We start from the raw sequence: 20,596 nt of genomic DNA, 5'->3' as shown, positions 1-20,596 counted from the left end.
CGGTTTCCCTCGNNCGACTCCGTGAAGCGCCAACACGGTCACTGCCCCGCCTCGACGTCCAATAGCACTCAATCCCCCGTGCTAGCAGCCCCGCAGAGCGTGAAAAAAATCAGCCCGTCCGAACATACCGGACAGGCTGATAGCAAACCCCGCAGCGACGAACGCGAGCGTTTAATCCACCTTCGCGCCCGACATCTTGACGACTTCCGCCCAACGCGCGATATCCGCCTTGTGCACGCGCTCGAACGCAGCGGGGCTGGGATCGGCTGGCGGCGTGATGCCTTGCGTATCGATCAACCAACGCTTGAACTCAGGCTTGGAAATTTCCTTGATCACCGCATCGCTCATGCGCTTCTGGATATCCGCAGGCAGCTTGGCCGGCCCAAACAGCCCATACCACGTGCTGCTCTCATACCCCGGCAGCCCGCACCCCTCGGCCACGGACGGTACCCCAGGCAGCGCCTCGATCGGTTTGGATACCGTCACGCCCAGCGCGCGCACCTGCCCCGAATTCACGGCGGCGATCGATGCCGCGCTCTGATTGAAAAAGAAATCGACCTCGCCCGACAAGAGCGCCGTCATGGCAGGCCCCTGTCCACGATAAGGTACGTGCACGATGTTGACTTTGGCCATCTGCGTAAACAACGCACCGGCCAGGTGACCCGAGGCTCCATTCCCGGTCGATGAATAGTTCATCTTGCCGGGATTCTTGCGAGCCAATTCAATCAGATCCTTGCAGGTCTTGATGTCGGGGTGTTTTTTCGGGTTGATCAATAGCACGTTCGGCACATCACCCAGCAAGGCAATGTGCGTGAAATCGTTCCAGACGTCAAAGGTCAGACTCTTCTTGTACAACTCCGCATTGATTGCGTGAGTGCCAGCCGTGCCGAACAAAAAGGTATAGCCATCAGGCGCTGCCCGCGCCACCATATCCGACGCCACGTTGCCGCCGGCGCCCGTACGGTTTTCCGCCACGATGGGCACACCCAGCGTCTCCGTCAGACCTTGTCCTAATTTGCGGGTATACAAATCAGTCCCTGCCCCAGTCGGGAAGCCCCCGACAATGGTAATGGCATGTGTAGGCCATTTGCTGTCCTGCGCAACGGCCGGCATGGCAGCGGCCAATGTCATAGCCGCCAACGCGGCAATACTGAAACGACGCAACATGATTATTCCCCTTGAAAAAGCATGGCTGCCGAACCCGGATATCCGAAAATCTTTAGCCTGCGATATTGAATGTGCGTGATGAATCACTGTGCGGCACTGACTGTCCGTCGTGACGGACAGCCGTTGCTGCGTTAGCTCAACTGCTCAACTGCCTTTGCAATACGCTCCAACGCCGTCTGCAACTGGGCCTGCGACGTGGCATAGCTGATCCGGAAATACGGCGCCAGACCGAAAATCGTGCCAGGTACCACCGCCACATCATGATCCTGCAGCAAGTACTCGCAGAAATCCGCATCCGTTTCCAGACGCTTGCCCTTCGGCGTGGTGCGGCCCAGCACCCCTGCGCAGCTGGCGTAGGTATAAAACGCGCCTTCGGGCAGACGGCAGCTCAACCCCGGAATCGCATTCAAACCATTCACCACCAAATCCCGCCGCACCTGGAACGACGCACGGCGCTCTGCCAACACATCCTGCGGTCCGTCCAGCGCCTCGATGGCCGCCGCCTGACTGATCGAGCACGGGTTCGACGTGCTCTGGCTTTGCACCACAGCCATCGCCCCGATCAATTCCTTCGGTCCGCCCGCAAAGCCCAAACGCCAGCCTGTCATCGCATAGGCTTTCGACAAGCCATTGACGGTCAATGTGCGTGACTTCAGGCGCGGCTCGACCTGCGCCATGGTCTTGAACGTGAAATCGCCGTAAATCAGATGCTCGTAAATGTCGTCGGCGAGCACCCAAACATGCGGATGCCGCAACAATACCTCGGCCAACGCCCGCAGATCCGCTTCACCATAGGCAGCGCCCGTCGGGTTGGACGGCGAATTCAACATGACCCAGCGCGTACGCGGCGTGATGGCGCGCTCGAGATCTGCGGGATCCATACGGAAACCGTTTTCCTCGCGGCATCCGACCTCGACCGTCTTGCCGCCGGCAATCGTGATCATGTCGGCATAAGACGTCCAGTACGGCACGCCAACGATGACCTCATCGCCGTCATCCAGCGTCGCCATCAAGGCATTGTGGATCACTTGCTTGGCGCCGGCGCCTACGTTGATTTCGTCCAGGCCGTACGTCACGCCATTTTCACGTTCGAACTTGCGCGCGATCGCGGCTTTCAACGCCAGGGTGCCATCGAGCAAGGTGTACTTGGTCTCGCCAGCGTGTATCGCACGAATGGCCGCTTCTTTCACGTTGTCCGGCGTATCAAAGTCGGGTTCGCCCGCCCCCAATACGATGACATCGCGCCCTTCGCGCTTCAGTTGTGCGGCGCGTGCGCCGATGCGCAGAATCTCCGACACCGCAATACGGGAGATACGACTGGCGCGGCGAAACGCCGGCGCCTGAGAATTATCGATAGACATATCCATCCTGAAAAAACATTCCCGCCTACAACGCGGCGGTCACCATTATCTCGACGAGAATTTCCGGCAGAGCCAGTTCGACGGCGCCGCAGCAACGCGCCGGCGCCTGACCGGGTACGATCCATGCATCATAGACCTCGTTCATCGCCTGAAAATCAGACATGTGCTGCAGCCAGATCGTGACATTCAAGAGCTTGGACTTGTCCGTGCCCGAGGCCGCCAACATCTCGTCGATCTTGGCCAGCACCTGGCGCGTCTGTCCTGCCGCATCGGCGCCACGATCGTCAGCCGTATGGCCGGCCAGGTACACCGTGCCATTGTGAATCACCGCTCGCGAACGGCGTGTGTTCTGGTCCAACCGGGTGATCGGCGCGCTCATTGCTGCACTCCCTTGCCCGAAATACGGCGGCAGTGATTCAGAGCGGATTGAATCAGGTTATCGCTGGCCTCGGGGGTACGGAATGCCGAGTGGGCCGACAGCGTCACGTTATCGAGCTTGGTCAACGGATGGTCCTTGGGCATGGGTTCGGTGACAAACACGTCCAGACCCGCATGACCCAGTTTGCCCGACTTCAGCGCGTCGATCATGGCGTCCTCGTCCACCAACGCGCCGCGCGCCGTATTGACCAGGATCGCACCATCGCGCATCGCGTTAATGCGCTCACGCGAAATAATGCCGCGCGTCTCGTCCGTCAACAGCAAATGCATCGACACCACGTGGCTCTTGGCCAGCACCTCGTCCAGTTCCGTGAAACGCACGCCCGGATGCGATTTCGCGCTGCGATTCCAGGCGATGACTTCCATGCCGGCGCCCTGGGCCAGACGCGCAACCTCTGCTGCGATGCCGCCGAAACCAATCAGACCCAGCGTCTTGCCCGTCAATTGCACGGCATCGCTGCGCAGCCAATTCCCTGCGCGCATTTCACGATCCATGCGCCCAAAGCCCTTTGCCGATGCCCACATCAAGGCAAACGCACACTCGGCCACGGCCGTATCGCCGTAGCCTTTGATGATGTGCACCTCAATGCCGATCTCCGCCAATTCCTCAGGATTCATATACGAACGCGGACCGGTTCCCAGGAACACGACATGCTTCAGACCCTTGCATTGACGAGCGATATCGGTCGGCAGATGCGTATGGTCGATGATGGCGATTTCTGCATCACCCAGCACGGCCGGCAACTGATCCGAGGTGATATCCGGCTGACGGTTGATGACCAACTCCAGATCATCGGCACGATGCAGGCGCTCGGCCACCGCGGACAAAGTAGGGTTGGCGTCAACGAAAATAGCTTTCATGAATAGTCCTGGTAAAAGTGAGATGTAAATCAAAACCTGCAGTGATGCCGGCTCGCGGCTGGTGTCAAGGAAGCGCCGTCAATCCCTCGTTTCCTTGACACCATCAGAGGAAGAGGCCCAGTCCTCCTGGTGTTCCATAAAACGCGACTCGGCATAATCGGCCAGCGCATTACCCGTATAAATCTCGGCATAACCCGCGCGGGTCAGCTCAATGATGTGATCCAGATGCTTTTCGATATGCTGGCTCATCAATGCCTGCACCACCGCCTGGTCACGTGTCTGCAGCGCGCGCACAATATCCGGATGGTCATTGCGCGTCTGACCACGGCGAGCCTTCAAATCGATCCAACGCGGAAAGCGCAGGCGCTCGTTAATCGAACGTACTGAACGCAAGAACTCGGGGTTGCCCGCCAAGGCAGCCAGATGCTCGTGAAAAGCTTCATCCCTGGACAACAGCCGCAATGCCTGAGCGTCCGTGTCGTCCTCGTCCCGGTTGCCTTCGACCATGGTCGCCAAATCGGCCAGCTCCTGGTCGGAGGCGCGCATACAGACCAGGCGCACGACTCCCAATTCCACCGTGGCCCGGTACTCGTAAAGGGCCATCAGTTGCTTCGCGTCCAACCCTCTCACGGTATAGCCACGATTGGGCGTCGCCACCAAAAATCCCTCGGCGGCAATGCGGCTGAGCGCCTCGCGCACAGGCGTGCGGCTCACGCCCAGTTGACGCGACAGCTCGAGTTCATTCACCTTTTCGCCCGGGCGCAGGCGAAATGTGGTCGCCATGGCCTTGATGCGATCATAGACCTGGCTGTGCGAGGAAGCCCGAGCGGCGGAAGTGTCAGAAGTCATGCGTCAATTATCAAAAAAATCACGCAGCCACGGCCGCCGGTAAAGACAAGCCATGATGAAAGCGCTGTAAAAAGGATTTCAGGCGTTCGTTACGCGGATGCCCGAAGATTTCAGAGGGAGTATCTATTTCGGCCATGACGCCGTCCAGCATGAATCCCACTCGATCCGACACATCGGCGGCAAACGCCATCTCATGCGTCACCAATACCATGGTCATGCCTTCCGCCGCCAGCGCCTTGATCACCCCCAATACCTCGGATACTAACTCGGGATCAAGCGCAGACGTCACCTCATCGAACAACATGACATCGGGCCGCATCGCCAGCGCCCGTGCAATGGCGACACGCTGCTTTTGCCCGCCCGACAGGCGGCTGGGAAAGGCATCGACCTTGTCCGCCAGACCGACTTTGGCCAGCAACTCGCGCGCCAGGTCCGAGGCCTCGGCACGCGCCATGCCTTTGACCTGCATGGGCGCCTCGATCACATTCTGCAGGACCGTCATATGCGGGAACAGGTTGAAATGCTGAAAGACCATGCCAATATCCCGCCGTAACGCGGCCAGGCAAGCATCCTTGGGAGCCTTCTGTTTTCCGTCGAACTCGAATTGATGTTCTCCGACAGCCAGACTCCCGGACTCAGGCATCTCCAGCAAATTCATGCAGCGCAGAAAGGTCGATTTTCCCGACCCGCTGGCGCCGATCAGCGTGACAACCTCTCCCTTGGCGACATCCAGCGACACGCCCTTTAGCACGTGATGCGCACCAAACGACTTATGGATGGCCGATGCCTGCAAAGCAGGCGTAGCTACAGCGTTTTTTGCATTCATCGGTGTGCTCCCATGCGTGCCTCTAGGCGTTGTGCAGCCAGCGTCAGCGGGAACAGCACGACAAAATAGACGACCGCCACCACGGTATAGGTCTCCAGCGGACGATAAATAGCAGCCGTAATCACGGACCCTTGGTACAACAAGTCGCCCACGGCAACCGTCGATACCAGCGACGTGTTCTTCAACTGCAAAACGGTTTGATTGATGAACGAAGGAATCATCACGCGCACGGCCTGCGGCAGAATCAAACGCCGGAAAATACGGCTACGCCGCATCCCCAGCGCCTTGCCTGCCTCCCATTGGCCGCGATCGACGGCTTCGATTCCCCCGCGGAAAATCTCGGCATAGAACGCGCCCCCATACAAAGACAGCGTCAGAAAACACGCCATCCCCGGCGACATTTCAACCTGGATCAAGACCGGCAGTGCGTAATACATCCACACCAATTGCACCAGCAGAGGCGTGCACCGAAAAATCTCGATATAGGCGACCACCGGCACATTGACCCAGCGGGGCGCGTTGGTACGCAACACCCCCGCCACCAGGCCAATGGCCAGGCCAGCCAGGGCCGTGGTCACCGTAAAGACAATCGTGATCCACAGCCCCTTCCACAGCAGGCCCGAGTACGGGGCGAGCGCGCCAAAATCCCATGCGTAATTCATGGTCGTGACCCGATCAGAATTGCACTTCGGGCGGGATATCGCTTTCCTTGACGTCCAACTCCGCCAGGCCTTGCAGGAACCATTCGCGGGTTTGCGCCATGGATCGGTTGTAATCGGCCCACACGCTCAGGAAATCGCGCCAGCGCTTGTCCCCGTCGAGCCGGACGGCAATATTGGTGGGCAGCGTCAAAATGGGGCGGGGAATCGCGATCTCGGCCAAGGCCGGATTTTTCTTCAGCATGGGCAATGCCAAAATGGCCAGCACCACATTGCAGTCGGCACGGCCCGTCGCCACCGCCAACACGGCTTCATCCCGGGTCTTGAACGACAAAATCGTGGCGTTCGGCGCGTAGCGCCGCGCGATCAATTCGTGCGCCGATCCCATGTCGACGGAAATACGCACTTCAGGCTTATTCAGGTCATTCCAGGTCTCGGGCTTGGCAAACCCCTTGCGCGTGACCGCGGTAAACGAGTGCACCAGGATAGGCGTAGCAAAATCCACCATGAGCGCCCGCTCGGGGGTGGGATTCACGGCGAAAGCCAGGTCAATCTTGTTCGATTGCAGATCCAGAATCTGATTGCCCCAGGTGGTTTCAACGGTCTCCACTTTGGCATTCAGCTTTTTCGCGATGTCGTTCGCCATGCTCAGACACGCACCCGACCACGTGCCATCGGTCAGGTTTTTGGTGAAGTACGGCGCCTGTCCCACGATCACCCCCATGCGCAATATCCCCGTTTTACGCACACGGTCCAAGGTGGAATCATTACTTGACGCCGCCTGTGCCGAAGCACGCGCGGGAATCCCGACGCTGGCAATGGCGGCGGCGCCAATCAGGGCGGAATGACTAAACAACTCTCTGCGCTTCATCGATTAACCCCTTGTATATGTATGAGAAAGGCGCCGAGACGGCACCGCACAGCGGATGAATGTGTACACCAAACTGTGCACATATATTGAATATTGTTTTGTATACAGTCAAGTGTTATGATTTTTTCACCCTGGGCGGCGCTTTACGCCACGTCCTTTCCTCACCGGTATCTCAATGGGCACAGATCAACACATCGTCATCATTGGCGCCGGCGCAGTCGGCGCAGCGACCGCCGTGCAAGCGCTCAACGCGGGAATGCGAGTCACCCTGGTCGAGGCCGACACGCCCGGAGGCCGGCAGGTATCCAGCTATGGCAATGCAGGTTGGTTGTCGTCGCACTCCATCTTGCCCCCAGCCGCGCCTGGCGTCTGGAAACAGGTTCCTACCTGGCTGAAAGACCCCCTGGGCCCATTGGCAATCCGCTGGAACTATCTGCCGCGCGCCATCCCCTGGCTGGTACGTTACCTGGCCTCGGCCTGGACATGGCCGCGCGTGGAACGCATCGCACATGCCCTGCGTTCATTACTGGCCGGTGCGCCCGCGCTGCATCAAGCTTTGGCCGAGCAGGCAGGCGTCTCGCACCTGATCGAGCAACGCGGCCTATTGCATGCCTATCTCTCGGAACAACATTTCCGCGCCGATAGCCGGGCATGGGACATCCGCCGCAACGAAGGAATCCAGTGGCAAGAGTTGAATACCGAGGCCCTGCGCGCGCTGGAACCCGACCTGCACCCGCGCTACACCTTTGGCGTACTGGTTCCTGAAACTGGCCACTGCCGCAACCCAGGCGCCTATGTAGCGGCCCTGGTACAACTCGCTCAAACTCTCGGCGCCGACCTGCGTCATACACGCGCCACCGGGTTTGATATACAGGCAGGAAAATTGCGGGCCGTGCGCACCGAGAGCGGTGACATTCCCTGCGACAAGGCCGTCATCGCGACCGGCATACGCTCACGCGAACTTGCGCGCCTGGCTGGGGATCGCGTCCCGCTTGCGGCTGAACGCGGCTACCACGCCGTCATCAAACAACCAGAGGGTGCGCCGCGCGTATCCACCATGTTTGCCGACTGCAAAGTCGTGATCAACAACATGGAAAATGGCCTGCGAGTCGCAGGGCAAGTCGAAATCGCCGATGTCGACGCACCGCCCGACTGGCGGCGTGCCCACATCCTGCGCGACTTGCTGATGTCTATTTATCCCGCACTGCCGGCCAAGCCCGCCGACGAACGCATCGACTATTGGCAAGGATGCCGCCCCAGTATGCCCGATGGCCTGCCTTGCATCGGTGCGGCCTCGGCGAGTCCTGATATCGTGCATGCGTACGGACACGGCCACATCGGCCTGGTCGGTTCAGCCCGCACAGGAGAGCTCGTCGTGCAACTGCTGCAGGGCCAAGCCACAACGATTCCGCTAGAGCCATTCAGTCCGCGTCGTTTCGCGTGACTCTCCCCTTCCCTCAAGGAACCCGTCATGTCCACGCTTTCCTCACCCGGCCGCATTGCCCGCGGCGGCAAATCGCTATACGGCGCCCCGCTGGGCATATTGATGCTAGATGCGCGTTTTCCCCGGATTCTCGGCGACATGGGCAATGGCCAGACGTGGCCATTCCCCGTTCTATACCGAGTCGTACGCGGCGCCAGCCCTGAAAAAGTCGTTTTACAAGGCGCACGCGGGACATTGGACGCCTTCATCGAGGCAGGCCGAGAATTGGTCGACCTGGGCGCAGAAGCCATCACCACGAACTGCGGCTTCCTGGCCCTCTTCCAACAGGAATTCTCGCAGGCGCTGGGAGTCCCCGTTGCCACATCGTCAATGATGCAAGTGCCATGGGTGCAAGCCACCTTGCCTCCAGGCAAGCGCGTAGGACTGGTCACTGTTAGCGGATCCACCTTGTCCCCAGCGCATCTGGCAGCGGTCAACGTCCCGGCTGACATCCCCGTCGCCGGCACCGAGAACGGCAAGGAATTCTTCCGTGTCCTGATCAAAGCCGAGAAAGAAGACATGGACATCGATCTGGCGCAACAAGACATCCTGGAGGCTGGACGGGACCTAGTGCGCCGCCATCCTGACGTCGGTGCGATCGTGCTGGAATGCACCAACATGCCGCCGTATGCCGCAGCGCTGCAAGCCGAACTCGGATTGCCGGTCTACGATATCTACTCAATGATTACGTGGTTCCATGCCGGGCTACGTCCCCGAGCGTTTGGTTAAGACCACATAGAACTTGCCGCTGCGTGCAGGCGGCTGATCTGCGCAGGCTTGCTTCCACGTCAACGCAAGCCTGCCTTACCCGGTATCCGACCGGTTCGCTCGCCTCTCCTCTGTGGCTCGATAGCCATCCCTTCCCCGCAAAGAAACAAAAAGACACAAATCTCTGCTTGATTCACCTACCTACTAGTAGATAACATACGTCTCATGGTTGGTCAGCAAACAAATCGCCCCAACCACCGCGCAAAAGAGCAGTCACTGAGCGCGTTTTTATTTCCCCAGTTATCTACCTATAAGTAGATAGTTTTAAAGACACTTTACTTTAAAGAGAACCATCATGAAAACCCTCGCTTCCGTACTGCTGATTTCCGCTTCCCTGGCTGGCACCGCTGCCTACGCTGCCGAACCCTCTGGTGAACTGGACTACCCGCCCACCATCACCCAGACCAGCCAATTGACCCGCGCTCAAGTCGTCGCCGAACTGCAACAAGCCCGTGCCGCCGGCCAAGTCACCTTTGGCGATATCGACGAACCCGTTACGCAAGTGGCCGCCAGCACCGTCACCCGCGCCCAAGTCCACGCCGAAGCCGTTCAAGCCAACGCCCACGGCCCTGTCGCATTCGACGGCGAAGGCTACCCCAACACCGGCGCTTGATCGACTTTTTATTTGACTACAAACCTACCTACACATAGATAAAGAGAATCATCATGAAAACCCTCGCTTCCGTACTGCTGATTTCCGCTTCCCTGGTTGGCACCGCTGCCTATGCTGCCGAACCCTCCGGCGAACTGGACTACCCGCCCACCATCACCCAGACCAGCCAACTGACCCGCGCGCAAGTCGTCGCCGAACTGCAACAGGCCCGTGCTGCCGGCCAGGTCACCTACGGCGAAAACGACGAACCCGTCACGCAAGTTGCCGACAGCAACCTTACGCGTGCCGAAGTCCACGCCGAAGCCGTTCAAGCCAACGCCCACGGCCCTGTCGCATTCGGCGGCGAAGGCTACCCCAACACCGGCGCTTGATTGGCTGTCGATCCGACCAAGCCTCTAGCGATAAAAAACTTTTTAAAAAGAGAATGATCATGAAAACCCTCGTATCCGCAGTGATGTTGTCGATGACCATGATGGGCGCTGCCTATGCTGGCGAACCCTCGGGAGAGTTGGACTATCCGCCCGTCCAAAGCAGCATCGGCACGGTCAGCCGCGCCCAGATCCAGGCTGAATTGCAAGCTGCGACAGCAGCCGGTCAAGTAACGTTCGGCGAATTGGAACAACCTGCCGCCTACAACGCCGGCCCGGTTCCCACGCGCGCCGAAGTGCAAGCCGAAGCCCACGCCGCACGCGATAACGGCAGCGACGCGTTTGGCGAACTCGACTATCAAGCCAGCACTGGCGTGAACTCCTCGTCCCGCAGCTAAGGACAGCACATGTTGTGTTCTGCGGCGCCGCCCTGCCTTCATACGGCGGCCCGCGTTTACTTCATTACTTGAGGAGCCTATCCGCCCCTTTTTCTATCAACCCTGCTTTCACCCGGTAGCGTCATGACTATGAAACCCGAAAACACTCGCGAACAAATCGTGCAACATGCCCAGCGTTTGATTCAGGAACGCGGCTACAACGGTTTCAGCTACCGCGACTTGGCCGACCTGATCGGCATCAAGACATCCAGCATCCACTATTATTTTCCGCAGAAAGAAGACCTGCTGCTGGCCGTCATACAGCAATACCAATCGCGCTGGAATGAGGCCATGCAAGGAATCGATCCGGCGTTGAGAGCCGACGCAAAGTTGCGTGCCTATGTCGATGCGCACCGCCGCGCGTTCTGCGGCACCGAACGTATTTGCCTAGGCGCGGCATTGGCAGCAGAACTCGGCGCCCTGCCCGACTGTGCGCGGCAAGGATTGCAGAATTTCTACGCGGCGAACGAAACCTGGCTCGTCAAACTGTTGGAACAAGGCGCCCACGAAGGCAGCCTGCGCGTTCCAGGAGATTTGCGCGCATCGGCCCGCGCGTTATATGCCGCCCTGCAAGGCAGTCTGGTCAGCGCTCGACTTTTTAAAAACGCAGAGCGCGTGGAAGACCTCTTGCCCGCGGTGATGGCGTAACGCAGACCATCAAAACAAGGCCTATGCATATGCGCGCAGGCCTTGGTGCATGATGCGGGCTAATGCCCCGTAACGATGGCGGAATCTCGAGCACGCACAGGCACGGCCTTTTACCGCACAATGCGGGGCCATGGTCACCGCAACAGAATCAACTAGGCGGCGACGCCGTGTTTGCAGCACACAGCGGTGATCACATCATCCAAGCGTTGCTGGTCCTGAAACAGACGCGAGCCCATCAGCGCCCCCTGGAACGCGGCAAACAGCCAACGGCCATCCGCCGCCGTATCGCCGCAAGATTTCAGCGAGCCGTCCTCTACTCCGGCAGCGACGACCTCGGACAGCCAGGTCTCGTGCATACGGAAAAACGCCTGCACCGATTGCCGTGCCCGGTCCGACAGCGAGGCAAAATCCGCAGCCAGCATGCCGCACAGGCAAATCTGGTCGGTGGGTCCGCCCCGGAACAACGCAGCATAACGTGCCAGCCGCTCGTTGGCGGGCACGGACTTGTCGATGCCGTGCAACATTGCATGGACCTGCACCGCGTACTTGTCGATAACGGCGATCAACAGATCGTCCTTGGCGGGGAAATAATAGTGAATACTGGCGGTTTTCACCCCTACGTGATCGGCCAGGTCCCGGTAGCTAAAACCGTTATAGCCCCGCCGCCTGATCAGGCACTGGGCATGTTCCAGAAGTTGGTCGCGGGTGGTAGCAGTATTCATAGTAGGGATATTGTTACCTACTAGTAGATCAGGGGTCAAGGCGAGCGAGTATCCTAGACTTTATTGTCGTTTTCTCCGCCACAAAGCGGCCGATTATTTACATTCACCCCCACTGATGTCCGACACTCTAGCCGCCTGGATTCCCCGTTTAACCGCCATTGCCGCCTCAGACAACCAAGACGACGGCGCACACGACCTGAACCACCTGCAACGCGTCTGGCGTGTCGCCCGGACCTTGCTGGACAGCTATCCCGAGGCCGACGCGCTGGTCGTCCTGACCGCCTGCTATCTGCACGACCTGGTCAACCTGCCCAAAAATCATCCCGAACGCGCCCAGGCCTCGCGTCTAGCAGCGCTCGAAGCCCGCCATCGCCTGGGGCAGACCGATTTCCCGGCAGACAAGCTCGATGCCGTCGCTCACGCCATCGAGGCGCACAGTTTCTCGGCCGGCATTGCGCCCACGACGCTGGAGGCCAAGATCGTGCAAGACGCAGACCGCCTCGATGCCTTGGGCGCCGTCGGCCTGGCCCGACTGTTCTATACCGCGGGCCGCATGGGGTCGGCTTTTGCGCACCCAGACGATCCCCTCGCACGCACCCGCCCGCTGGACGATCGCACCTACGCGTTGGATCACATCGAAGCCAAACTCGCGACACTGCCGCCGACCATGCATACGGCGGCTGCGCGCACAATGGCCGAGGCTCGGCTGGCGTGGTTACGAGAGTTTCGCGATACGTTTGTCGATGAATGGAGTCATCAGAGGTAATCACTGGAACTGATATAAATCAACTCAAGGCCAGCCCCCCTGCATTGCAAATGCGTTCGCCAACACATTCTGGGATATGCCGGCGAACCTTCAGTTGAAAACTTATATATCAACGAACGACACGAACTCCTGCAATTCCAGCTTGTCCAGGTTCATGTTGTTCTCGGGCACGCTGTTGTCGGCGTACCCGAGCGACATCCCGGCCACAACCATCTCACCATCTGGAATTCCCAACGCATCCCGCAGCACGGCCGACTGCAACGACCAGATCTGCTGCGGGCAGGTGTCCAGCCCTTGCGCACAGGCAGCAAGCATGATGTTCTGCAAAAAACAGCCATAACAAATAAAGCTTGCCCATTCGAGACGGCGATCCATCGTAAAGATCAATCCGACCGGCGCCCCGAAAAAACGGAACTGGTGCTCCACGTCTCGTCTTCGCCCCGCCAGATCACTTCGATGCACGCCCTGCGCATCGCCGAGCATGCCGCGAAAAGTATTGAAGCGCGATGAGAATGGCATCGGCAGCTCCTTTGGAAAGAAGGGGTACTGCGGCGCGAGTGCATCCTGCCCCGAGCGATAGGCCTCCACTGCCGCAGTCGTAACTTTTTCACGCGCCTGGCCGGTTAATACATAGCAGCGCCACGGTTGCGTGTTGCTGGAACTGGGTGCGTGCTTTGCGACCGAAAGGATTTGCCTCACCATGGTCGGTGATACAGGCCGATCCAGAAATTTACGTTTGCTGCGCCTCCCGCGAATCAAATCCGCAACCAGACCCGTTTTATCGATCTGCTCGACCATTGTCGTTTCCATCTCTATCTCCATGTCCATCATCTCCGTGGCCTTCTCATCTGTCGCGGCCGTGTTGAAAATCATAGACAAGTAACGGGAACAGAACAGCGGGGGATGTTTGCCTTTTGCGTTCATATGTTTGAACGACACCTCGCTTACGCAGCCAGAATCGAACGTCCATATTCGTGAACGATAAATCCAAGAACCGGACCTGCACGGCCGAGTCCGAATGGCCTATCTTCTTGTCGAAACGGCTCACATCAAATAGCGCCAACACACTTTCGGAGACGGACGGATGGAACAATTGAAATGCTTACCTCAGGAACATATCGTCTGGGGACGGGATATCGCAGGGCAAGTTGCCGTGTCGCTCGGCAGCTACGGCATCAAACGCCCCATCACGTTTACAGTCGAGTTCCTCAAAGCGTTGTACAGCGAATATCTGCAGCCTCATATCGCGGATAGCGTGGGAATATTCAGTGCGCTCCCACCGCACGTACCGGACTTCGCTGTGCATGAGGCTCTGCAAGCCTGTCTGTACGCACGTGCAGAGTCTATCGTCGCGCTCGGTGGCGGATCTGTACTCGATGCTGCAAAAGCGGTGTCGGACCTGCACTACCGCCAAACGGGACGCTACCTGCCGATTGCCGCCTTTCCGACTACGCTGTCAGGCTCTGAGTTCTCTCACTACTTTGGTGTGACAGAAACTGACGGGCCGCGCAAATTCAAACGCAGCTATGCAGTTCGCGAAACCACCCCCAAGCTCGTCGCCATCGACCCGCAGCTTATCGTCAATACGCCGCGCTCGCTGTTGCTGAGCTCCGCCATCAAAGGAATCGATCATGCAGTGGAAGGCATGCGCCTTGTTGGCCGCGATCATCCTCACGCAATACTTGCTGCCCGAGGGGTGGAGCGCTTCTTCAATGTGCTGGAGAAATGGCCCAAACAACTCGAAACCCGCGCAGCGCTCGAGCGCGGCCTAATTGACATCGACGATTTACTCCAACTTCAGCTCGCTGCCTGGCAATGCTATTTTTATCCTGCCTCAGTCATTTATGGTCTCAGCCATCGCATAGGGCATATCCTCGGCGGCACGTTCGGGCTGCCACACAGCATGACGTCATGCATCACACTGGCGCCCGCTATCCGAGCCTGTGCCGGCATCTATGGTGACAAACTGGACATCTTTTTTCCACACCCGCAGGGTATCCCGCCGGCCGCACTGCTCGCCGAACGGATTGCAAATCTCGTTGACGCACTGGAATTGCCCAATCGCCTAGGCTTGCTCGGCATATCTCGCGACCTGCGGCCAGATATCGAAGAAATGCTGGCGCAACACTACCCCGTCGAAGTGAGCGACTTGGGCGACAACGCTCGACGAAAACTCGCAACGTTGCTGGAGACTCTGTGGTGAGCTACTGCATCGAATCATCGTCGCCCATCATGGGGAAGGTTGCCAGTCTGCGGCATATTCACCGGGCCCTCGCAGGACGAGAAATCACGGCGACTGCGCTGACAGAACAAACGCTCAGAGCAGCAGAGGCAAGCCAACGTGCTGTCAACGCCTTTGCCAATATCGACTGGGATAGCTCACTGACCGCGGCTTCAGAGAGTGATCGACGCTACGACAACGGAACGGCACGGCCTCTCGAAGGATTGCCCATCACGATCAAAGATCTGATCGACACAAAGGATATGGACACATGCTATGGCTCGCTGGCATACCTTGGCCATCGTCCTGCCGCCGATGCGGATATCGTCCGCTCGCTGCTCGATTGTGGCGCGATCATCATCGGCAAAACCACCACGCATGAATTCGCATGGGGCGTGACGACGGCTAGCGAACCTTTTGGAGACACACGCAACCCACTCGATCCGACACGAATACCAGGTGGTTCTAGCGGTGGCGCCGCCGCCGCCATCGCGTATGGTGCTGTCACTGCCGGCGTAGGCTCTGACACCGGCGGGTCCGTACGGATTCCTGCCGCTTTATGCGGTCTGGTCGGTTTCAAGCCCACACTCGGCAGGCTTTCCACGCGAGGCGTCTTTCCCTTGTCGCCCACATGCGACCATGTCGGCTTGCTGGGACGGCAGGTCGACGACGTGCTGTATTTGGGCAATGTACTGAATTGCCAAACTCCCGAGAGTCATGCGCCGTCATCGGCACGATTGGGCGTGGTGCGCGAGATCGCTCCCGTGTCGCCGGCCGCCGATGTCGCCCTACCCTTTGATGCCGCAGTGCGGCGGCTCGCGCGGAAGTTTTCCTGCGTAGAGTTGGATTCGGCAGGTCTGTTTGACGGGATATTCGCCGCCTTTTCGAGCATCGTACTGATTGAGGGCGGCATTGAACATTTCAGGCGCAATAGCTGGGACCGCATCGTCACGAGCTACCGTGCGGAAACAGTCAACAGACTCGAGCGGGCGAGAGACATGGACATGCGTGCGTATGTCTGCGCCCAACGGGCCAGGGGAAGATTCATCGCCAGCCTTCATGACGCCATGCATTCGGTCGAGTACCTCATTTTGCCCACCTGCCCGTGCACCGCACCTGCGCTGAATACCGCCAGCATCGACATCGGTAATTGGTCCGGTACGGTGCGAGAGGCGTTGATGACCTATACCGCCCCCTTCAACATCGCGGGATTTCCCGCGATTTCAATTCCTATACCCGCCATGGACAAAGGCCTGCCGGCATCGCTACAGATCGTTGCCAGGCCCGGAGATGACGGTGCGCTGTTGCACATTGCCCAGCAGATCGAAGCGATCGTGTGCGGCGACGGCACCATAGAAAACTAATGAACACGCTCAATAACGAGGAGACCAACATGAACCAACCGTTGAAACTTTCCGTCGGTATCACGCCGACGGGACAGACCCCCTACAGCGCATGGATACAGACGGACGTGCTGCATACGTTGCAAAATCCTGTCAGCAACCATCCGGGAGAACATGCATGGATCACATCGGTACAAGTCTCGGAGCTTTACTGGATGCTCATCATCAAGGAAATCCGCACTGCTCAGACACAGCTGAGAAACGATGATATTACCCGGGCCTGCAACACCCTGGAACGGGTAGTTGCTCACCATGAGCCACTCAATGCAACATGGAAATCCATCGCCTGGATGACGCCGGCCGATCTACTCTCCATTCTTTCACATGCCGTCTCCAAATACGGCCAGGATACCGCCTTGCAAGGATGGACCTATCGGCAAATGGTCTATTTGCTGGGCATCAAGCAGCCTGAACATTTGCAGCACTTCGCTTCCCAACCTGCACGCTGGAAACAGTTGGACGATACGCTTGCTGAACCCAGCCTCTACGACGACGTCCTGGCGTTCTTGCACCGTGCGGGACTGCCGATACCGCGGACGAACGAGCACGATCACCGCGCCCCCTACACACCTCGTCCGGAAGTTGAAAATGCCTGGCGCGAAATCTATGCCGACCCAGACAAATACCACGACCTTCGGCGATTGGGCGAGACGCTGGCCGACATAGCAGAAGGCTTCTCGACCTGGAAGCACCTTCATCTAATGGCCACTCGCCGTACATTCGGCCACCGCGCTGCCTACTTCGGCACTGAGGGCATATCCTGGTTGCTCCCCACGCTGCAAGAGCTGCCTTTCCCCGAGCTCTGGACCGTGCGCAGTACCGTGGGAGAGCCGCCTGCAATATGCCCGCACCTGTCCAGACAACAAGGGAGATAAACGGTATGGCTACTCATCAACTTCTGGCGCTGGCGATTCAGGCTCGCACTCTCATGGCCGATCCTGCACGCAGTATCGTCATCGGCAATGACGCCAATCCTCGCTTCGAGCTGTTTCACGCGGCAAGCTCTTTGTGTTCACAGAAAGTACGAACCGTATTGGCCGAGAAACAACTGTCCTATCGCTCGAACGAGATGATGATTCTGAGTTCAATGAGCGATGATATCTTCGTACCAGCAGAGCACTATCATCCACCCTATGTCCGGCTCCGATTGATGGCCGGCCGGGAGATAGACAAACCGTTCGTCAATAGCTATAGCGGGCGTACCTCCGTGGAAACAGAGGGCTTCGACCCCTGTGTGGTGCCGTTGCTGGTCGATTATGAAGCGGGCCGCGTGATCGCGGATTCGATGCGCATTTGCTGCTACCTCGATGAGATATCGGCCACGCCGGTCCGCCTGGTACCAGAAGCAGAGAAAACCCGCGCTGCCGTGATGCATCAGGCAACCATTGTCGATCGAATTCCAAACGGTGGGTTGCTCTACGGATTTCACCCAGATGCAGACCGTCGTCCCGAAGCACTTCGGACCATGATGCAGACGGTATACGACTACAAGATGATGGCACTCGAATCAATGATTGCCGCCAATGCCACCGATATGGAACTCGTTTCCGCCTATCGTGCGAAAATCATCAAGGAAAGAGGCGGAAAGTCAGTTTGCCACGATGCGGGCTTCCAGCGCGCGATACGCGAACAAGTTGCAGGGCTGCTCCGGCAACTGAATCGAACATTGACATCGGGTATATCCCCTTGGGTAGTCGGTAATTCCTTTACCTTGGGTGACGTGATGTGGGGAGTGAACCTGACCCGGCTCGCCTATCTGGGGCTCGCGTCGATGTGGGAGGAGCTGCCCGCGGTGAGCCTGTATGTCGATACATTGATTCAACGTGCATCGCTGCGCCAGGAGGCGATACAGGCCACGATCGATTCGTTGCCCTACTCTGCCTATTTGGACACGTTGATAAAACGCGCCGAACATTTATAAATTAAAGACATCCCCCCCTTTCATATTGAGAGGGGGGATTTCAAGCAATCAGGTCAGCCTGAGCAGATCAAACAGAGATGGGCTCAAGGCGCGCCAACAATTCATCCTTGCGATCGGCAAGCCAGGGGGGCAGTTGGAACTCTTGGCCAAAATGACCAGGACGCTCGTCGATGGCAAAGCCGATATCCGTGGTGGCCGCTTCAAAGATAACGCCACCGGGCATCTTGAAATACATTGACCGGAAGTAATTTCGGTTCACTGACTCCGACGTGTCGATGTAGCCCAGACCCATGAACTTTTCCTTGAGCTCCATCTGCTGATCGACATTGTCCACGGCAAAAGCCACATGGTGCACAGTGCCTTCACCATAGACTGACGACCCTTGCATCCGGTCAGGTTCATGCAAAAACTCTACCACCATACCAGGGCCCCCGGTATGCGTCTCAAAGCGATAATAGGCCCCCGATTGACCGACAAGGCGAAATCCGATTGCCTCGCTCATGAAACGAACGGATTCGACCACTTCACGCAACGACAACGTAATGCTGTGCACGCCTCGAACCGCATAAGTCTCAGAAATGTCGCCAGTCACGCAAGCCGGACGTTTATCCAGATCTGTCTCGACAAGATCAAACTCGATTCCGCACGGATGATAGAAGCGCTGGCGTCGCTCATCGAAGCGCTCGACAATATGCGCATCGTACCGAATATTCATACTATCGAAGCGGCTCCGCCAGAACTCAAGCGATCCGCGCGGCACCGAATAGTTGATGACCCGTACCTGCCCGGAACCGGGACGTGCCTGTACGCCTCGTTGGCGAAACGGAAATGACGTCACCAGCGTTCCAGGATCGCCGTTCGCATTGCCGTAGTAAAGATGGTAGATAGGGTCATCCCCGTCAAGCAGCACAGTCTTCTTGACCAAGCTTTGACCCAGCAGTTTTACATAGAAATCCACATCTTCCTGGGCATGCCTGACACCCGCAGTCAGGTGGTGAAATCCTTTGATCATCGACATTTTTGCTCTCCACATTGAATAGGCATTACAGAAACAGCATGAGGCTGCTCTTGTGCAATAGCTTAAGCACTTGAATTCGTTTGTGAAGCCGCTTGGCATGTACGCAAAGTTCAGCAAAATCGAACGACGCTCCGGAGGTTTGTCCTTATAGAACAGCTACCTTCCATGAGGTAAGATCGGCGTCCATTTACAGCTTCCTTGCGGGCACCATTGTGATGATGGTGAATGCAAACTCACGCCATGCTGGATCTCAAGGACGTCTATTTTTTTGTTCAAGTCGTCGACCGCGGCGGATTCACGGCAGCCGGAGAAACGCTGCAGTTACCGAAATCGACATTGAGTCACCGCGTCAAGGAACTCGAGGCAATGCTGGGTGTACGCCTGATCAATCGGACGTCACGGCAGTTCAAGATGACCGAAGTCGGGGTGGAGTTCTATCAGTACGCCATGGCGCTGCTGCGCAGTGCCGAACTGGCCGAAGAAGCCATGCGGCAACGGTTGACAGAGCCGAGCGGCATCATTCGTGTGACAGTCGCCATCGAAATCGCACAATTTGCATTGCGCCATGTTCTACCTACGTATTTATCGCAGAACCCAAAAGTCAACATCATTGAAACCGCAACGGACCGCATACTAGACGTCGTAGGCGATGGTTTCGACTTGGCGATCCGAGGACACACAGGGCAATTGCAAGACTCCAATCTCGTCCAGCATCCTCTCGCGCGGACACCCTGGTACCTGTTCGCCGGAGCTGAATATCTTCAACGTATGCCGCCACCACGGCAGCCCGCAGATCTGACGTCTCATTCGATCATTTCGCATTCCGGCAAAGCAGCCCAGCAATGGACACTGCAGGGGCCGGAAAAGCAGGTGGAAACGCTATCGGTAGAGCCAAGATTCCAGAGCAACAGCCTGATCTCTCTAAAAGAGGCGGCCCGCTCGAATATCGGTATCGCCGCGTTGCCAGGATACATCTGCCAAGCCGAACTAAAGACGGGCGAGCTGCACCAAGTGCTACCTGAATGGATTGCCGCAGATGCCCGTATTACAGCGTTGATTCCCTACCGCACCGGGCTGTTGCCAGCAGTACGAACGCTCGTCGACTATCTCGCGGTAGTGCTGCCAACAGTCACGGCGTTCGACCGTAGTTAGCTTTAGAGCGTTCACGGATTAGTACTCGACTATCCCCGGACGAA

General features: G+C 58.0%; 23 protein-coding genes. 12 read left to right on the top strand and 11 right to left on the bottom strand.

Features of this window, described 5'->3' with window-relative positions; translation table 11 throughout:
- Nucleotides 1-171: 171 nt before the first annotated feature.
- The 8 genes from ACNA0J_RS16035 to ACNA0J_RS16000 all read right to left on the bottom strand — a co-directional run bounded on the left by ACNA0J_RS16035 (nt 172) and on the right by ACNA0J_RS16000 (nt 7,032).
- Nucleotides 172-1,167 carry a Bug family tripartite tricarboxylate transporter substrate binding protein gene (locus tag ACNA0J_RS16035; protein ID WP_415819872.1) on the bottom strand — a complete coding sequence of 332 codons (996 nt, stop codon included), beginning with the start codon at nt 1,165-1,167 and terminating at the stop codon, nt 172-174.
- A 131-nt stretch (nt 1,168-1,298) separates the two neighbouring features.
- Complete coding sequence (locus ACNA0J_RS16030) at nt 1,299-2,528, bottom strand: pyridoxal phosphate-dependent aminotransferase (RefSeq protein WP_415819871.1); 1,230 nt, start codon at nt 2,526-2,528, stop codon at nt 1,299-1,301.
- A 25-nt stretch (nt 2,529-2,553) separates the two neighbouring features.
- Entirely contained in the window at nt 2,554-2,907 is a 354-nt protein-coding gene (locus ACNA0J_RS16025; RefSeq protein ID WP_415819870.1) for a RidA family protein, read from the bottom strand.
- Nucleotides 2,904-3,827: an NAD(P)-dependent oxidoreductase gene (locus ACNA0J_RS16020; protein ID WP_415819869.1), complete on the bottom strand. Its 924-nt coding sequence runs from the start codon at nt 3,825-3,827 to the stop codon at nt 2,904-2,906. The genes ACNA0J_RS16025 and ACNA0J_RS16020 overlap by 4 nt, the downstream gene beginning before the upstream one ends.
- Nucleotides 3,828-3,905: 78 nt before the next feature.
- Complete coding sequence (locus ACNA0J_RS16015; protein ID WP_415819868.1) at nt 3,906-4,676, bottom strand: GntR family transcriptional regulator; 771 nt, start codon at nt 4,674-4,676, stop codon at nt 3,906-3,908.
- Nucleotides 4,677-4,695: 19 nt separating this feature from the next.
- Nucleotides 4,696-5,502 (bottom strand): amino acid ABC transporter ATP-binding protein, encoded by an 807-nt coding sequence (locus ACNA0J_RS16010; protein ID WP_415819867.1) that lies wholly within the window; start codon nt 5,500-5,502, stop codon nt 4,696-4,698.
- Nucleotides 5,499-6,164 carry an amino acid ABC transporter permease gene (locus ACNA0J_RS16005; protein ID WP_415819866.1) on the bottom strand — a complete coding sequence of 222 codons (666 nt, stop codon included), beginning with the start codon at nt 6,162-6,164 and terminating at the stop codon, nt 5,499-5,501. The genes ACNA0J_RS16010 and ACNA0J_RS16005 overlap by 4 nt, the downstream gene beginning before the upstream one ends.
- A gap of 13 nt (nt 6,165-6,177) precedes the next feature.
- Entirely contained in the window at nt 6,178-7,032 is an 855-nt protein-coding gene (locus tag ACNA0J_RS16000; protein WP_415819865.1) for a transporter substrate-binding domain-containing protein, read from the bottom strand.
- 175 nt (nt 7,033-7,207) lie between these two features.
- On the opposite strand from ACNA0J_RS16000, the gene ACNA0J_RS15995 reads away from it, so the two are divergent.
- The 6 genes from ACNA0J_RS15995 to ACNA0J_RS15970 all read left to right on the top strand — a co-directional run bounded on the left by ACNA0J_RS15995 (nt 7,208) and on the right by ACNA0J_RS15970 (nt 11,349).
- Nucleotides 7,208-8,476, top strand: a complete 1,269-nt coding sequence (locus ACNA0J_RS15995; RefSeq protein ID WP_415819864.1) for an NAD(P)/FAD-dependent oxidoreductase — start codon at nt 7,208-7,210, stop codon at nt 8,474-8,476.
- 27 nt (nt 8,477-8,503) lie between these two features.
- Nucleotides 8,504-9,244 (top strand): aspartate/glutamate racemase family protein, encoded by a 741-nt coding sequence (locus ACNA0J_RS15990; RefSeq protein ID WP_415819863.1) that lies wholly within the window; start codon nt 8,504-8,506, stop codon nt 9,242-9,244.
- Nucleotides 9,245-9,578: 334 nt separating this feature from the next.
- Complete coding sequence (locus ACNA0J_RS15985) at nt 9,579-9,896, top strand: DUF4148 domain-containing protein (RefSeq protein WP_415819862.1); 318 nt, start codon at nt 9,579-9,581, stop codon at nt 9,894-9,896.
- Nucleotides 9,897-9,949: 53 nt separating this feature from the next.
- Complete coding sequence (locus ACNA0J_RS15980; RefSeq protein ID WP_415819861.1) at nt 9,950-10,267, top strand: DUF4148 domain-containing protein; 318 nt, start codon at nt 9,950-9,952, stop codon at nt 10,265-10,267.
- 59 nt (nt 10,268-10,326) lie between these two features.
- A complete protein-coding gene (locus ACNA0J_RS15975; RefSeq protein ID WP_415819860.1) occupies nt 10,327-10,662 on the top strand; it encodes a DUF4148 domain-containing protein in 336 nt (111 codons plus the stop codon).
- Between the two features lie 123 nt (nt 10,663-10,785).
- The gene (locus tag ACNA0J_RS15970; RefSeq protein WP_415819859.1) at nt 10,786-11,349 is read left to right on the top strand and encodes a TetR/AcrR family transcriptional regulator; all 564 of its coding nucleotides are present in this window, start codon (nt 10,786-10,788) and stop codon (nt 11,347-11,349) included.
- A 152-nt stretch (nt 11,350-11,501) separates the two neighbouring features.
- On the opposite strand, the gene ACNA0J_RS15965 is transcribed toward ACNA0J_RS15970, so the two are convergent.
- Nucleotides 11,502-12,071, bottom strand: a complete 570-nt coding sequence (locus ACNA0J_RS15965) for a TetR/AcrR family transcriptional regulator (RefSeq protein ID WP_415819858.1) — start codon at nt 12,069-12,071, stop codon at nt 11,502-11,504.
- A gap of 115 nt (nt 12,072-12,186) precedes the next feature.
- Between ACNA0J_RS15965 and ACNA0J_RS15960 the strand changes: the two genes are divergently transcribed.
- Nucleotides 12,187-12,837 carry an HD domain-containing protein gene (locus ACNA0J_RS15960; protein ID WP_415819857.1) on the top strand — a complete coding sequence of 217 codons (651 nt, stop codon included), beginning with the start codon at nt 12,187-12,189 and terminating at the stop codon, nt 12,835-12,837.
- A 102-nt stretch (nt 12,838-12,939) separates the two neighbouring features.
- Here ACNA0J_RS15960 and ACNA0J_RS15955 read toward each other — a convergent pair whose 3' ends face one another.
- A complete protein-coding gene (locus ACNA0J_RS15955; RefSeq protein ID WP_415819926.1) occupies nt 12,940-13,635 on the bottom strand; it encodes a nitroreductase in 696 nt (231 codons plus the stop codon).
- Between the two features lie 286 nt (nt 13,636-13,921).
- On the opposite strand from ACNA0J_RS15955, the gene ACNA0J_RS15950 reads away from it, so the two are divergent.
- From ACNA0J_RS15950 to ACNA0J_RS15935, 4 genes are read left to right on the top strand one after another with little or no spacing between them, the layout of a single operon-like run.
- Nucleotides 13,922-15,040, top strand: a complete 1,119-nt coding sequence (locus tag ACNA0J_RS15950) for an iron-containing alcohol dehydrogenase (protein ID WP_415819856.1) — start codon at nt 13,922-13,924, stop codon at nt 15,038-15,040.
- Between the two features lie 29 nt (nt 15,041-15,069).
- On the top strand, nt 15,070-16,422 hold the full coding sequence (locus tag ACNA0J_RS15945) for an amidase (RefSeq protein WP_415819925.1): 1,353 nt from the start codon (nt 15,070-15,072) through the stop codon (nt 16,420-16,422).
- 29 nt (nt 16,423-16,451) lie between these two features.
- Nucleotides 16,452-17,336 (top strand): tryptophan 2,3-dioxygenase, encoded by an 885-nt coding sequence (locus ACNA0J_RS15940; protein WP_415819855.1) that lies wholly within the window; start codon nt 16,452-16,454, stop codon nt 17,334-17,336.
- Nucleotides 17,337-17,341: 5 nt separating this feature from the next.
- Nucleotides 17,342-18,382: a glutathione S-transferase family protein gene (locus ACNA0J_RS15935; protein ID WP_415819854.1), complete on the top strand. Its 1,041-nt coding sequence runs from the start codon at nt 17,342-17,344 to the stop codon at nt 18,380-18,382.
- 67 nt (nt 18,383-18,449) lie between these two features.
- On the opposite strand, the gene ACNA0J_RS15930 is transcribed toward ACNA0J_RS15935, so the two are convergent.
- The gene (locus tag ACNA0J_RS15930; RefSeq protein WP_415819853.1) at nt 18,450-19,400 is read right to left on the bottom strand and encodes a ring-cleaving dioxygenase; all 951 of its coding nucleotides are present in this window, start codon (nt 19,398-19,400) and stop codon (nt 18,450-18,452) included.
- A 240-nt stretch (nt 19,401-19,640) separates the two neighbouring features.
- On the opposite strand from ACNA0J_RS15930, the gene ACNA0J_RS15925 reads away from it, so the two are divergent.
- Entirely contained in the window at nt 19,641-20,552 is a 912-nt protein-coding gene (locus ACNA0J_RS15925) for a LysR substrate-binding domain-containing protein (RefSeq protein ID WP_415819924.1), read from the top strand.
- Nucleotides 20,553-20,596: the final 44 nt, after the last annotated feature.

It is taken from the genome of Bordetella tumbae, assembly GCF_965139195.1.
Classification (GTDB): domain Bacteria; phylum Pseudomonadota; class Gammaproteobacteria; order Burkholderiales; family Burkholderiaceae_B; genus Bordetella_A; species Bordetella_A tumbae.
This window is presented reverse-complemented; position numbering and strand designations above follow the sequence as displayed.